The following is a 13,704-nucleotide window of genomic DNA, read 5'->3' on the forward strand; positions in this document are numbered from 1 at the left end:
CCATTTTCCTACGTTGAAAGGATCCTCTCGTCATGCCCGTTATCTGTCGTCCCTATGGTGAACGCGTGTTAACCCTCGCGATTCGGAGCGCCATGCTGAATGTCGTCTTGGTCGCATGCAGCGCCAATGCCTCGGCGGCTACGCCACAGCCCGCAGCGGGCGACGCGTCAACGCCTGACAGCGCGCAGAGCCTGATCCTCGACACCACCACCATCGACGCCCGCGAGGCTGGCCCCACGGCATTGCCGCCGGTACTGGCCGGCGGGCAGGTCGCCCGTGGCGCGCGCCTGGGGATGATGGGCAACAAGGATGTGATGGACGCCCCGTTCAGTGTGACCAGCTACACCGCCAAAACCCTGGCCGACCTGCAGACAGTGACGGCGGCCGACGCCCTGGAGCGCGATCCTTCGGTGCGGTCCACGGGGCAGACGGGCGGTATCGTCGATTCGTTTTTCATCCGTGGGTTTGCCATCGGCGAAGGCAACCTTGGCGAGTTGGCCTATGACGGCGTGTACGGTGTGGCGCCGAACTACCGGACGTTCACCGACTACGCCGAACGCATCGAGGTGCTCAAGGGGCCCGGTGCGCTGATGTACGGTGTCTCGCCGAACAGTGGCGTTGGCGGCGTCATCAACATCGTGCCGAAGCGGGCGCTGGATGAAGACCTGACGCGCTTTACCGGCAGTTACGCATCGGACTCTCAAGTGGGCGGCCACTTGGACATCAGCCGGCGCTTTGGTGAAGAAAACCAGTTTGGCCTGCGCTTCAACGGCAGCCTCCAGGGCGGCGACACCGCCGTCGATAATCAGAAGCGCGAGGTGGATATCGGGGCCATTGCCTTGGATTATCGCGGCGAGCGGTTGCGCCTGAACCTTGACTACATCAGCCAGAAAGAAAACTTTGACGGCGCCTCGCGCCCCTTCACCGTCGCAACGGGCGTCGACGTGCCATCTGCCGCCAATGGCCGCACCAGCCTGCCGCAAAAATGGGGTTGGTCGGACACCAAGGAACAGTCGGCACTGCTCGGCGGCGAGTATGATTTGAGCGATGCGCTGACCGTGTTCGCCCATGCCGGCGGGGGCAAGTCGGATGTGAAGCGCCTGTCCGACCAGGTGCCCAGGATCCTCAACGACGCCGGCGATACCAGCAATATCCCGGGTTATTACAAGTTCAACGTCGACCGTTCGACCGCCGATGTGGGCCTTCGCGGGCTGTTCGCCACCGGGCCGGTGACGCACATGACCACGCTGATGGCGACCCGTTACCGGGACGAACTGTCCCGAGGCATCACCAATGGTAAGGAGATCCGCTCCAACATCTATCACCCGGTGGATACGCCCAAGCAATACCTCGACGCCCCCAAGGTGCTGCGCATTTCGGAGACGGAACTGTCCGGTGTCGCACTGACGGACACCCTGGGCATGCTGGACGACCGCCTCCAACTGACCCTCGGCCTGCGCCGGCAAGCGATCGAGTCGCGTAACTACAATGCCGCCGGGGCTGTCAGCTCCCGCAACAAAGACACTGCCACGACGCCGTTGCTGGGCGTCGTGGTCAAGCCCTGGGATGACGTGTCTTTGTATTACAACTATGTCGAAGGCTTGAGCAAGGGCGATACCGCCCCAGGCACCGCGAACAACGGCGGCCAGACATTCGCCCCTTATGTGTCCAAACAGCACGAGCTCGGCGTGAAGTATGAACACCACACGTTCATCACGACCGTGGCGTTGTTCCAGATCGAAAAACCCAGCGGCGAGCTGGGTGCCAACAATGTGTATTCCGTGCAATCGGAGCAACGCAACCGTGGCGTGGAGGTGAGCCTGTACGGGGAAGTCGCGCGGGGCACGCGCTTGATGGGGGGCGTGACGTTCCTCGACGGCGAGTTGACGAAGTCCGCCACCGCAGCCAACCGGGGCAACAAACCGGTCGGCGTGCCCGACATCCAGGCCAACCTCTGGGCCGAATGGGATACCCCATGGCTGGAAGGCTTTACCTTGACCGGCGGCGCGATCTACACCGACAGCCAATACGTCAACCAGGCCAACACCCAGGAACTGGACGCCTGGACTCGCATCGATGCGGGCGCGCGTTATGCCACGAAGATAGAAGGGCGACCTACGACGTTCCGCGCCACCGTGCAGAACGTATTCGACCGTGAGTACTGGTCGGGCGTCGCCTCCTACGGCGCCTTTTCCCCGGGATCTCCGCGCACCTTGCAGTTGTCGGCCACGGTTGATTTCTGAGGTCGGTGTGGAGTGTGCTTTTCATGACGGCGAATGTGCCGCGCACCGCCGGCGACCGGCTCGATGCAGCGATAGCGGAGTGAGTGTTATCGAGTAAAAAGTTTTATTGACTAAAGATAAATATCGGGTAATGATTTCTGCGCATCTGCTCTCATGCAGAGTCATCTCCAGGGTCATCTCCCGATGAGTCATAAAAACCCGTCTTTTCTTGCGACGCTTTACGTCGAGGCCACTGAATCGTCGTCGGCCACTTGCGCGGCCCCTTTGCTGATGCATGGCTTTCCCGCCGAGCCGGAACACCGAGTCACGTGGCACAACTGGATGCGTCCGCCCTTCAGCCAGTGGGGGTTCCGCAACCTGGCGCGCTTGCGCCCCACTATTGACGTACCGGCGGGCCCAGGGCCGGTCGGTATGCTCAAGCAGGCTCCCAATGCGCTGGACCAGCTGTGTTTCGACAGTGAGTGTGGGCTGAGCATCAGCGTTATCGACCACCTCGAGGCCAGCCAGACCGACGCCTTTTTGGTGATGCAGGGCGACACGGTATTGTTCGAGCGCTACTTCAACGGTCAGCAGGCGTGCGACCGGCATATCATGTTTTCGGTGACCAAGTCGCTGATCGGCACCCTTGGCGAACAGCTGGTTTCCAGTGGCGTGCTCGAGCCCGGGTTACCCGTCGCGTACTACGTGCCCGAACTGGTGGGCAGCGCGTTTGGCGATGCGACGGTGCGCCAGTTGTTCGATATGGCGGTGGGCATCGACTACAGCGAGGTGTACGACGATCCCAACTCGGAGAGCTCGCAGTACGGTTACGCCTGCGGGTTTCAACCGGCACCGGCGCAATACGCTCAATTCGAGTCGTTGTACCAGTACCTGCCATCCCTCAAAAAGCGCGCCAGCCACGGTGGCTTTTTCCATTATGTGACCGCGACCACCGAAGCCTTGGCTTGGGTCATGGAGCGCGCCTCGGGCAAGGCCTGCAGTCAGTTGTTGGCAGAAATCTGGAGCCGGCTGGGCTGTGATCGCGACGGCTATTTCATGGCTGATCCCTGGGGACGTAACGTCGCCGGGGCGGGTTTCAGTGCGACGTTAAGAGACATGGCGCGCTTCGGTCGTCTGCTGGCCAACGATGGCTGTCACGAGGGGGTTGAGCTGCTGTCGCCCGAGACCGTGGCACGTATCGCCGCCGGTGGGGATCCGGCGATCTACGCGCAAAATGCCGAGTTCTCCGGCTGGACACCGGGTGCGTCCTATCGAAGCCAGTGGTACGTGTTCAACGATCACAGCCAGGCCCTGATGGCCGGTGGCATCCACGGCCAGTACCTGTTCATCGACAAGCCCTCCGGCGTGGTGATCGTCAAGCAATCGTCGCTGACCGATGCGGTCGGCCCGTTCGATGCCGATAGCGTGCGAATGCTGCGCGCTATCAGCGCTCACCTGAGTCACTGACACACCCCGAAAAATAAGAGTCTTGCGTTCTATTCACCTGGCTTTGCCATGTGTTGGCGGCGCTTTGCGTCGCCATTGACTGCCCTGTAACAACAATAATCACACAGGAGCTTCTTATGGTTTTCATCAAGCGTTTCTCTCGAGCGCTCATCGCGGTCGGCTTACCCTTGACCACCCACGTCGCGTTGGCGGGCTACACCTTTGAGGACGGCGATCTCAAGGGCGAAGTCAACCTCACCGCGGGGGGCGCGACGCTATCAACCCGCGGCGTCAACTTCGGCAGCGGCCGGGTCGATGCGCGCAACGGTAAAAATGGCGGCACCAAGATCGACTGGCAAGAGTTCTACGTAAAGCCCGGGGTCAAACTCGAGTATGCGTTGCAACCCGATTTCAGCTTGCTGGCCGGCGGTTCCCTGGTCGCGGCAAGCACGTTCGGCGACGGCGATGCGGGCGGCTTTACCCGCAGTTCCGACGGCAAGGTTGCCGCTGAAGAACTGTACGGCGGGTTCCGCGCCGGTGAGTGGAAGTTCACGGCTGGCCGCCAGAACTACATGGTCGGTACGGGCTTCATCGTCATGGACGGCAACCTGGACCAGCTCAAGGACGGCGCCTACTGGCTGGGCCCTCGAACCGCCTTCAAGGATTCGGCGATCCTGGCCTGGGAACATGGCGCCTTGAAGTCTCAGGCATTCACCCTGCGCACCGACGATGACCTGGGTGATTTCCGCATGACCGGCGTCAACCTCGATTACAACCTCGACGACCAAGTGACCCTGGGCGCCATGGCCATGCGGGTCAACGCCCTGGGGCCCAAAGGCAGCACGCTGCCTCGTCGTCGCGACGGCATGCAGGTGTACAACCTGCGGGCGCTCAATGCCAAGGTGCCCGGCGTACCGGCGCTGACTCTGAATGCGGAGTACGCGTTGGAGCGCGGTAGCGGCGAGGGGGTCGATTACGATGCCAACGCCTGGTACGGCCAGGCCGACTATGCCTTCAGCACGTTGCCGTTGACGCCTGTCATCGGTTATCGCTACGCGAGCTTTTCCGGTGATGACAACCTCAGCGATAACCGCCAGAAAGCCTGGGACCCGTTGAGCAAGGGCTTCGTCGACTGGAGTACGTGGCTCGTCGGCGACGTGGTCGGCAACTACCTGCTGTTCAACAGCAACGAAAATGTCCAACAGTTCTCGCTCAAGACCCACCTCAACGAGACCCTGACCCTCGGCGCCATTCACTACCAGTTCTGGCTCGATGAGAAAAACTACATGGGCGCGGCGGTCCGCGATCGGCGCTTTGCCGATGAGAGCGTGATATTCCTCGACTGGACGCCCACGCCGTCGTTCTATACGTCGCTGTCCTATAACTGGGTCAAACCACTGGCCGCCGCCAAGCAGGTGTTCGGTGACGACCAGACCTTCAGTGCGTTGGAACTGTATTTCACCTATCGCTATTAAGTGCCGCGAGCCTTTGCGGCCGCGCTGGAGTGTTTTTATCATGAACAGTTTTTTGCGTAATACCCTGCTGGGCACAGTCGCTTCGTTGTTGATCAGCGGTTTTTGCCTGGCCGAAGAACGAACCGTAAGGATCTACAACTGGATCGAATACCTGCCGCCGGAAGTGCTCAAGAGCTTCCAGGAAGAGACCGGAATCCGCCCGATCTACGATGTATTCGACAGCGCCGAAACCATGGAGTCCAAGCTGCTGACGGGAAACTCCGGGTATGACGTGGTATTCCCGGGCACCGCCAACCTGGGGCACCTGATCACCGCCGGTGCCGTCCAACCGTTGGACCGCGCGCAGTTGCCGAACTGGCAGCACCTGGACCCCGAGTTCATGAAATCCCTGGAAGCGGTGGGGGACACCGGCAACCGCTACGCCGTGCCTTACCTATGGGGCACCACATTGATCGGTTACAACGTCGACAAGGTGCGCAAAGCCCTGGGCCCCGACGTGCAGATGAACAGCTGGGACATCATCTTCAAGGAAGAAAACCTCGCCAAGCTCGCCAGTTGTGGCGTGGGTTTCCTCGACGCCGGCAACGAGATCCTGCCGATTGCCTTGCACTACAAGGGCCTCGACCCCAATAGCCAGAAGCGTGAGGACTATGTGCAAGCCCAGGCCGTGATGATGAAGATTCGCCCTTACGTCACTTACTTCAACTCGTCGCGCTACGGCATGGACCTGGCCAACGGTGATATCTGTGTGGGCGTGGGCTGGTCCGGCGGTGTCGCATTGGCCACGCGACTGGCAGATGCCGCCGGCAAGGGCGTCAAGGTCGAGATGGCACTGCCCAAGGAAGGCGCGCCGATGTGGGCGGACGTGATGATGATCCCGGCCAATGCGCCCGATACTGCAGAGGCCCATGCGTTCATCAATTACATCCTGCGCCCGGACGTGATTGCGCGCATCAGCAACAAGATCGGCTACCCCAACCCGAACAAGGACGCCACTGCGCTGGTGGACGCCAGCATCCGCAACGACCCCAACATGTATGTGCCGGAGGAAGCGCGCAAGACCCTGTTCGCCCTGGAGCCGATCCCGGCCGCCGTGGAGCGCATCCGTACCCGCACTTGGACCGCCATCAAGAGCAACCGCTGATCAGGATGGCCTGACCCCGCCATGGGTCAGGCCTGCATGCCGTAAAACAGCAACTCGGTGATACGCCTGACCTGGGTAGAGTGCGCGTCGATATCCGGGTGTTCCTGGTTCACCAGTCGGAACAGTTGCAGGTGCGAATAGTCGTTCAACAGGAACGCGGCCAATTCCACATCGAGCTGCGGGCGCAGCTTGCCGGCCCGTTGCAATTCCCGCAGCAATTCGCTGATTTCGGCCCTGAGCGCATCGTTCATGGCCCGATAGCCTGCCGGCAGTTCATTGTTGCCACCGAAGAGAATCAGCGGCAGCAGTTCACGCCACAGGCTGGGGTGCATGACTTCCAACGCATAGCCGGTAAGCAGGCGTTCCAGGTGGCAGAGCGCTTCGACCGGGTCGTCTATTTCGTGGATCCGGCTGCGGGTGTCGGTGATCGCGCGTTGATCGGCGTGGTGCAGGATTTCCAGGATGATTTCCTGCTTGTTGCCGAAGTACTTGAACACCGTCGGCGGCGACACCCCGGCCTGGCTGGCGATCTGTTCGATGGTGGTGTTCTGGAAACCCTGGCGCTCAAACAGTTCGATCGCGGCCTTGCTGATAGCTTGCCGGCGTTCGGCTTTCTGACGTTCACGCAGTCCGCTCACAGGAGATCCTTGTCACGAGTAAAAAGAGGGGCGCTTGTCGCCCCGGTATCCCTGCAAAATACTTAATTGGGTAAAGCTTTTAAAGCACTAATTGCCATTCAAGGGGTTTGCCGCTGATGCTTCTTCAGCCTGTAGGCAAATTGAGCGCGGCTGAGCCCCACGAGCCTGGCGGCGGCGGCCAGGTTGCCGGCGTTTTGTTGCAGCGCTTCATTGATCAGGCGCGATTCAAGGCCGTCGATGGAAAACCCCTGGTCCAGCTGGCCAAGGGTGTCCAGCAGTGCAGGGCGGGGCGCTGTGGTGGTTAGCTGCGGCCCGCTATTTGACAGGCTGCCGTGGTCGTCCAGGCCATAGGGATCCGCGGGCATCGGCTCGTTGCGAAACAGGTGCACCAGGTCAATCGCTTGGCCTTCGTCACTGGCGATCAGGCCGCGTTCGATCAGGTTTTGCAGCTCGCGCACATTGCCCGCGAAGTCATAGCGCAGCAAAACCTTCAGGGCGCGCATGGTCAGGCCCGCCGGCGTTCGCGCGTATTCCTGGCAGAAGCGCGTGAGGAATGCGTTGATCAGCAGCGGGATGTCGTCCCTGCGTTCGCGTAGCGGTGGCAGGGCGATGGGGTAGACATTCAGCCGGTAGAACAGGTCTTCACGAAACGTACCGTCAGCCACGGCTTTACGCAGGTCGATATTGGTGGCGGCGACCACGCGCACATCCACCTTGATACCGCGCACGCCGCCGACCCGTTCGACTTCCCGCTCCTGCAGGGCCCGCAGCAACTTGCTCTGCCCGCCCAGGCTGAGGCTGGTGATTTCATCCAGGAACAGCGTGCCGCCCTGGGCCCGTTCGAAACGTCCAGGGCGCGAGTGCGTCGCGCCGGTATAGGCACCGCGTTCGACGCCGAAGAGTTCGGCCTCGATCAGGTTATCCGGAATGGCGGCGCAATTGAGCGCCACGAACGGGCCGTCATGGCGGTGACTGAGCTGGTGCAACTGGCGCGCAAACATCTCCTTGCCCACCCCGGACTCACCGCTGATCAACACCGTTGCCGGGGTCAGCGCGACGCGTTGCAGGGCTTGTGTCGCGGCGTTGAACGCCGCGCTGGCGCCCACCAGCGTTTGCGGCGGGTTGGCCCTGGCGCTGTGGCTCACCGGGTGCTCGGGCGTGGGCGCGAGCGTGGTGCTGGTGACGGCTTGGGACACATTCAGGTAGCGCAGGTCTTGCTCGACGTCACCCCATTGCTCGGCCGTCTTGCCGATCACCCGACAGCTGCGGTGGCCCATGCCACGGCATTCCACTTCGCGGAAAATCACCATTTGCCCGAACAGGCCACTGACGAAACCGATGGCATAGCCGGTTTCAGTCCAGCACACCGGGTCCTGGCCGATGCCGTAGGCGCCCACATGCTCATCGGCCTCGCAGGAGTGGTGCCAGAGGAACTCACCTTCATAGAACCCCGAATCGGCATCGAACTTGAAGTGCAGCGGCTCGACCTTGGTCATGCCCTCCAGGGTGTGCAGGTGTGTCCCGGCGCGAAACACCGCGGCGGCATCGGCCTGTGGCCAGCGCTCGCGTATCAACCGCGCATCCCGCGCGCCGGAGGCATAACCGGTGCGGGTGAACAGGCCGCGCGCCTGCTCCAGGCCCAGGCGTTCGATGACCTCCCCGCGCAGGGCGCCGAACGACGAACTGTGCAGCAACAACATGCGTTGATCGTTGAGCCAGATACGCCCGTCTTCGGGAGAAAAAAACAGGCAGTCGGTCAGTTCCGCCGGCGTGGGCGAGCTGCCGGCACTGAGTTGGCGGCTGTCGCCGCGCGGATGGAAGGCCGCATTGGCCACCCGGTCGTCGGGCAGCGCACTGGGGGGATTAGTCATTGTTATGCCCCTGCAAAGCGAGTGAACGATATGAGTAACTGCTCAGATAGTTATTAAACATAACCTTATCAATTGAACAAGTGGCAGGGCCCCGGTTCTTGCAGGCAACCGCTCGGTGGGGTGTGAGCGCGGCGCGGCGGGCCGCGACCCAGAGCCCTCGACGCGTTACGTCAGCAGCTTTGCGCGCAAGCGGCACAGCCTTTGCTCAAGGCTTGATGCGGCGTTTGCACCCTGTGCAGGCGATGACAATTACAAGAACTCGGAGTTGCCATGTCAGTGTCTGAAACCACTCACTTTCTACAGCGGGCCATTGCGTCCGAATGCCTGTTCAACGGCGATTGGATACCCGCCTCGGGGTCCGTGATCCCAGTGATCGAACCCGCCACCGGCGAACCCCTGATGCGCTGCGCCATGGCCACCCCGGCCGACATCGCCATCGCCTGCCGCAACGCGGCCCTGGCGCAGCCGGCATGGGCTGCATTCGGCCCTCGGGAGCGTGCCGAGGTGTTTCGCAAGGCGGCGGACCTGGCTCAGCAGTCCTTCGCGGAACTGGCGCTGTATGTCGCGCGGGAAACCGGCGGCGCATTGTTCAAGGGTGAACACGAAGTGCGCGAAGCGATAGTGCTGCTGCATCAGGCGGCGGGGCTGTTGTCCCAACCGCACGGGGTGGTGCTGCCCAGTGAAGCCGGGCGCCTGTCCTATGCGCGGCGTCAGCCCCATGGCGTGGTCGGGGTGATTTCGCCGTTCAATTTTCCGCTGATCCTGTCGCTGCGCTCGGTGGCGCCGGCGCTGGCGGCGGGCAATGCGGTGGTGCTCAAGCCCGACCCGCAGACGCCGGTCAGCGGTGGTTTTCTCATCGCTCGGCTGTTCGAGGAGGCGGGCTTGCCCAAGGGCCTGCTGCAGGTGTTGCCCGGCGCTGCGCCGGAGGGGGAGGCGCTGTGCCGCGATCCGAATGTGCGGATGATTGCGTTCACCGGATCCACGGCGGCGGGGCGCAAAGTCGCCGAAGTGGCGGGGCGACACCTGAAAAAAGTCGCGCTGGAACTGGGCGGCAAAAACCCGCTGATCATTCTCGAAGACGCCGACCTCGACCTGGCCGCGAGCAATGCCGCCTGGGGCGCCTGGATGCACCAGGGGCAGATCTGCATGGCGACCGGCTTGATTCTCGCCCACGAATCCATCGCCGAACGCCTCACTCGCAAGTTGGTGGACAAGGCCCGGGCGTTGACGGTGGGCAATGCCGCCCGGGGTGAGGCCGCGCTCGGCCCATTGATCAACCAACGGCAATTGCAGCGCGTACACGCAATCGTCAGCGACAGCCTGCAAGCGGGCGCGCGGTTGGAGGCGGGCGGCGAATATGACCGGTTGTTCTACCAGCCCACCGTGCTCAGTGGCGTGCGTCCGGGGATGCGCGCGTTTGAGGATGAAATCTTCGGCCCGGTGGCCACGGTGGTCAGCTTCGCCACGGACGAGGAGGCCATCGAACTGGCCAACCGCACCGAGTACGGCCTGTCGGCCGCCATCATCTCGCCGTCGGTCGGGCGCGCCATGGCCATCGGCGAGCGGCTTGACTGCGGCCTGTTGCACATCAACGACCAGACCGTGGCCGACGAATGCGTCAACCCGTTCGGCGGGCGCGGAGCCTCCGGTAATGGCGGCAGCGTGGGCGGGCCGGCCGACTGGGATGAGTACAGCCAGTGGCAGTGGGTCACGCTGAAAAATACACCGCCTGCCTATCCGTTCTGAGCCCTGGCTCATCGGTTTGATCCACCCATGCCTATACAAAAACAAGAGGGCTTGAACATGAACCTGCAGAACAAAACCTTGATCGTCACTGGCGTCGCTTCCGGCATTGGCGCCGAGCTGGCGCGGCTTGCGCGCTTCCAGGGGGCTACGGTGATCGGCGTTGATCGCCATGCACCGCAACTGACCCTGGATAGCTTCGTCCAGGCTGACCTGGGCGACCCTGCCAGCATCGATGCGCTGGTGGCACGCCTGCCGGCGCGCATCGATGGGCTGTGCAACATTGCCGGCGTGCCCGGTACGGCGCCCTTGCAAGCGGTGGCCACGGTCAATTACCTGGGGCTGCGGCACCTGACCCAATCGCTGCTGCCACGCATGCCGGCGGGCGGCAGCATCGTCAATGTCGCCTCGGTCCTCGGTGCGCAATGGCCGCAACGGCTGGAGCGGCACAAGGCCCTGGCCGCGACGCCAAGCTTCGAGGCAGGGCAGCAGTGGCTGGCGGCCAACCCGGTGGAGCAGGACAACTGTTATCAGTACTTCAAGGAAGCGCTGATCGTGTGGAGCTTCCAGCAATCCCAGGGCTGGTTTCGCGATCACTCGGTACGCATCAACTGCGTCGCGCCGGGGCCGGTGTTTACCCCGATTCTCGGTGATTTCGTCAGCATGCTCGGGCCGGAACGGGTGGCCGCAGACAGCCAGCGCATGACCCGGCCAGCCCTGGCCGATGAGGTGGCGGCGGTGATTGCCTTCCTCTGCTCGGACGCCGCGCGCTGGGTCAACGGGGTCAATCTGCCGGTGGACGGTGGCTTGGCCGCGACCTACGTGTAGCGCTTGCAACGGCGCTAAACCCCGGCGCGGCGCCTCCGCGCCGGGGGTCTTGAACAACAACAAAAATACAGGACATCCAAGATGCTCAAGCCTATCTTGCGGACGGTTGCGGCCATGCCTTTTGTCGCACTGTCATCGATTGCACACGCTTACGACCTGCCCGGGCTCAACCTCGGTAGCACCAGTTTCTACGACGGCTCACCGGCCCCGGCCGGCCCTGGCTGGTACCTGGAGGAATACCTGACGTACTCCCGAGCCAGCCGCTTCAATGACGCCAACGGTCACAAGCTGGCGTTGCCCAGGCAGGACCTGGACGTGGTGGCGCCCACCACGCAGATCATCTACCTCGGGCAACCCCTGGCCAATGGTGCGATGCCGGGACTCACCCTGATCAACACCTCCCTGGTCCACGCAGATGTCGACGATGGCTTGAACAATGCGGCGCTGAGTTCTCGCGCCGGGTTTGGTGATGTGACTGTGGGGCCCTTCCTGCAACTGCCGACCCTGAGCCGCGCGGATGGCAGCCCGTTGTTGACCCAACGTGTCGAAGCCGATATCTCGGTGCCGGTGGGGGCCTATGACCGCAAGCGCTCGATCAACCCAGGCAGCAACTTCTGGTCATTCAACCCGTATTACGCGGCAACGTACTGGTTCAGCCCGAAGTGGTCGGCGAGCGGGCGTTTCATGTACCTGTGGAATGGCAAGAATGATGAGCCGCAGGCCGGCTTTGGGGATGTTTCCGATACCCAGGCCGGCCAGGCGTTGCATGCCAACCTGACCGTGCAATATGCCTTGAGCCAGCAACTGAGCGTGGGGGTGAACGGCTACTGGTTGAAGCAGATCACCGACACCCAGGTGGACGGGCACGCCGTGAGCGGGCGCCGGGAGAAGGTCTGGGCCATGGGCCCAGGCCTGTTATACGCCTTCAACAAGGAGAACGTGCTATCGGTGAACGCCTACTTTGAACAGCAGGCTGAGAACCGCACCGAGGGCAATAAACTGGTGCTCAATTGGCTGCACAAGTTCTAGGCTTTGGTGTGCCCGGCCGCTTCCGGGGTGGACAGGTTCAGTGGCGCCTTACGCACCATGACGGTGATGATAGCCAGCGCCGCGATCGCCAACCCGGGGGAGGTCGCCAGCAGGACGCCTGTGGTGCCCGCACCTGCGGCGAGCAGTTGTCCCGCCGCCAGCGGTCCGGCCACCGAGCCCAGCCGGCCGATGGCCACGGCCGCACCGACGCCGGTGGCGCGCACCGCCGTTGGATAGGAGGGCGGTGCCGACGCATAGAGCACCAACTGCGCGGCCATGACGAACAAGCCCGCGGCGAAACCGGCGATGGCCATGGGCACGATGCCCACCGACAGCCCGACCCCGGCCAGGGCCGCGAGCAGCCCGGCATACACGAACAGCACCACTCTGAGGGCATTGCAGCGGTCCAGCAGGACACCGCCGAGCAGCGAGCCAAGGGCGCCGCCGATGTTGAACAGCATCTGCACCATGCCCGCCTGGGGTTTGCTGAAGCCTTGTTCGAGCAACAACGACGGCAGCCAGTTGAGCAGCATGTACATCACAGTCAGGGTGAAGAAGTAGCTGAGCCACAAGGCCAGCGTGGTGCCTGCGCGCCCTTCGCCGAACAGCGCCTGGCGGGTGGAGGGGCGGGCACTGAGGGTATTGTCGAGCTGTTGGCGAAAGGCATTGGACTCGGGCAGCAGCAGGATCATCAACGGCACGGCCAGCAAGGGCGCCAGGCCGCCGATGATAAAGGTGGTCTGCCAGTGCTCACTGGAAAACATCGCCACCACCGCCGCCAATGCGCCGCCCAACGGCACGCCGCAGTACATCACACTGATGGCGGTACCCCGGCTGCGTTCGCTGACCGCTTCGGCGCACAGCGCGATCAGGTTGGGCAGCGCGGCACCCAGCCCGAGGCCGGTCAGAAAGCGCACCAACAGCAGGCTCGAGTAGCTTTCGACAAACGCGGTGCAAAGCGAGAACAGCCCGAACAGCAGCACGGCGATCACCAGGATTTTCTTGCGCCCGATTCGGTCGGCGACCCAGCCGCCGAAGAACGCCCCCGGCAGCAGGCCAATGATCCCGACGCTGAACACCCAACCGAGCATCTTCGGGTCCAGGGCAAAACTCTGGCGCAACCCCGCGGCGGCGGTTCCGGCGGCTTGCAGATCGAACCCTTCGATCAGCGCAACGATAAAGCACAACGCGATAGTCAGCGTCGAACGACGCGATGGACTGTCCATGGGCAAACCTCATTGTTGTTGTTGTTTTTGTTGTGGTGGCGAGCGCAAGTGGCTGCTGCTGATTAAGATAACAAAGATAACT

General features: G+C 62.7%; 10 protein-coding genes. 7 read left to right on the forward strand and 3 right to left on the reverse strand.

The features are described 5' to 3' along the window. The first annotated feature begins 32 nt into the window (after nt 1-32). The 4 genes from LQ249_RS11955 (at nt 33) to LQ249_RS11970 (ending at nt 6,287) form a co-directional block, all read left to right on the forward strand. The gene (locus tag LQ249_RS11955; protein ID WP_232566483.1) at nt 33-2,243 is read left to right on the forward strand and encodes a TonB-dependent receptor; all 2,211 of its coding nucleotides are present in this window, start codon (nt 33-35) and stop codon (nt 2,241-2,243) included. 183 nt (nt 2,244-2,426) lie between these two features. Beyond that, the gene (locus LQ249_RS11960; protein WP_177031796.1) at nt 2,427-3,689 is read left to right on the forward strand and encodes a serine hydrolase domain-containing protein; all 1,263 of its coding nucleotides are present in this window, start codon (nt 2,427-2,429) and stop codon (nt 3,687-3,689) included. Nucleotides 3,690-3,805: 116 nt separating this feature from the next. Next, complete coding sequence (locus LQ249_RS11965; RefSeq protein ID WP_046383971.1) at nt 3,806-5,143, forward strand: hypothetical protein; 1,338 nt, start codon at nt 3,806-3,808, stop codon at nt 5,141-5,143. Between the two features lie 40 nt (nt 5,144-5,183). Beyond that, nucleotides 5,184-6,287, forward strand: a complete 1,104-nt coding sequence (locus tag LQ249_RS11970) for a polyamine ABC transporter substrate-binding protein (RefSeq protein ID WP_232566484.1) — start codon at nt 5,184-5,186, stop codon at nt 6,285-6,287. A 26-nt stretch (nt 6,288-6,313) separates the two neighbouring features. Here the strand turns inward: LQ249_RS11970 and LQ249_RS11975 are convergent, their stop codons facing one another. Then, nucleotides 6,314-6,925: a TetR/AcrR family transcriptional regulator gene (locus tag LQ249_RS11975; protein WP_046383969.1), complete on the reverse strand. Its 612-nt coding sequence runs from the start codon at nt 6,923-6,925 to the stop codon at nt 6,314-6,316. A gap of 98 nt (nt 6,926-7,023) precedes the next feature. Next, nucleotides 7,024-8,796: a sigma-54-dependent Fis family transcriptional regulator gene (locus tag LQ249_RS11980; protein WP_232566485.1), complete on the reverse strand. Its 1,773-nt coding sequence runs from the start codon at nt 8,794-8,796 to the stop codon at nt 7,024-7,026. Nucleotides 8,797-9,066: 270 nt separating this feature from the next. Between LQ249_RS11980 and LQ249_RS11985 the strand changes: the two genes are divergently transcribed. The 3 genes from LQ249_RS11985 to LQ249_RS11995 all read left to right on the forward strand — a co-directional run bounded on the left by LQ249_RS11985 (nt 9,067) and on the right by LQ249_RS11995 (nt 12,396). Next, nucleotides 9,067-10,542, forward strand: a complete 1,476-nt coding sequence (locus LQ249_RS11985; protein ID WP_232566486.1) for a benzaldehyde dehydrogenase — start codon at nt 9,067-9,069, stop codon at nt 10,540-10,542. A 57-nt stretch (nt 10,543-10,599) separates the two neighbouring features. Next, nucleotides 10,600-11,367, forward strand: a complete 768-nt coding sequence (locus LQ249_RS11990; protein WP_057005578.1) for a coniferyl-alcohol dehydrogenase — start codon at nt 10,600-10,602, stop codon at nt 11,365-11,367. A gap of 81 nt (nt 11,368-11,448) precedes the next feature. Continuing rightward, complete coding sequence (locus LQ249_RS11995; protein WP_017847937.1) at nt 11,449-12,396, forward strand: SphA family protein; 948 nt, start codon at nt 11,449-11,451, stop codon at nt 12,394-12,396. On the opposite strand, the gene mhpT is transcribed toward LQ249_RS11995, so the two are convergent. Next, a complete protein-coding gene (gene mhpT / locus LQ249_RS12000; RefSeq protein ID WP_017847936.1) occupies nt 12,393-13,622 on the reverse strand; it encodes a 3-(3-hydroxy-phenyl)propionate transporter MhpT in 1,230 nt (409 codons plus the stop codon). The genes LQ249_RS11995 and mhpT overlap by 4 nt on opposite strands. Nucleotides 13,623-13,704: the final 82 nt, after the last annotated feature.

The organism is Pseudomonas sp. 7-41 (assembly GCF_021233075.1).
Lineage (GTDB): Bacteria > Pseudomonadota > Gammaproteobacteria > Pseudomonadales > Pseudomonadaceae > Aquipseudomonas > Aquipseudomonas veronii.

What these genes read in the sequence shown, in the direction of transcription:
- LQ249_RS11955 (WP_232566483.1), top strand. Translation starts at nt 33, where the DNA reads ATGCCCGTTATCTGTCGTCCCTATGGTGAACGCGTGTTAACCCTCGCG.
- LQ249_RS11960 (WP_177031796.1), top strand. Translation starts at nt 2,427, where the DNA reads ATGAGTCATAAAAACCCGTCTTTTCTTGCGACGCTTTACGTCGAGGCC.
- LQ249_RS11965 (WP_046383971.1), top strand. Translation starts at nt 3,806, where the DNA reads ATGGTTTTCATCAAGCGTTTCTCTCGAGCGCTCATCGCGGTCGGCTTA.
- LQ249_RS11970 (WP_232566484.1), top strand. Translation starts at nt 5,184, where the DNA reads ATGAACAGTTTTTTGCGTAATACCCTGCTGGGCACAGTCGCTTCGTTG.
- LQ249_RS11980 (WP_232566485.1), bottom strand. Translation starts at nt 8,796, where the DNA reads ATGACTAATCCCCCCAGTGCGCTGCCCGACGACCGGGTGGCCAATGCG.
- LQ249_RS11985 (WP_232566486.1), top strand. Translation starts at nt 9,067, where the DNA reads ATGTCAGTGTCTGAAACCACTCACTTTCTACAGCGGGCCATTGCGTCC.
- LQ249_RS11990 (WP_057005578.1), top strand. Translation starts at nt 10,600, where the DNA reads ATGAACCTGCAGAACAAAACCTTGATCGTCACTGGCGTCGCTTCCGGC.
- LQ249_RS11995 (WP_017847937.1), top strand. Translation starts at nt 11,449, where the DNA reads ATGCTCAAGCCTATCTTGCGGACGGTTGCGGCCATGCCTTTTGTCGCA.
- mhpT (WP_017847936.1), bottom strand. Translation starts at nt 13,622, where the DNA reads ATGGACAGTCCATCGCGTCGTTCGACGCTGACTATCGCGTTGTGCTTT.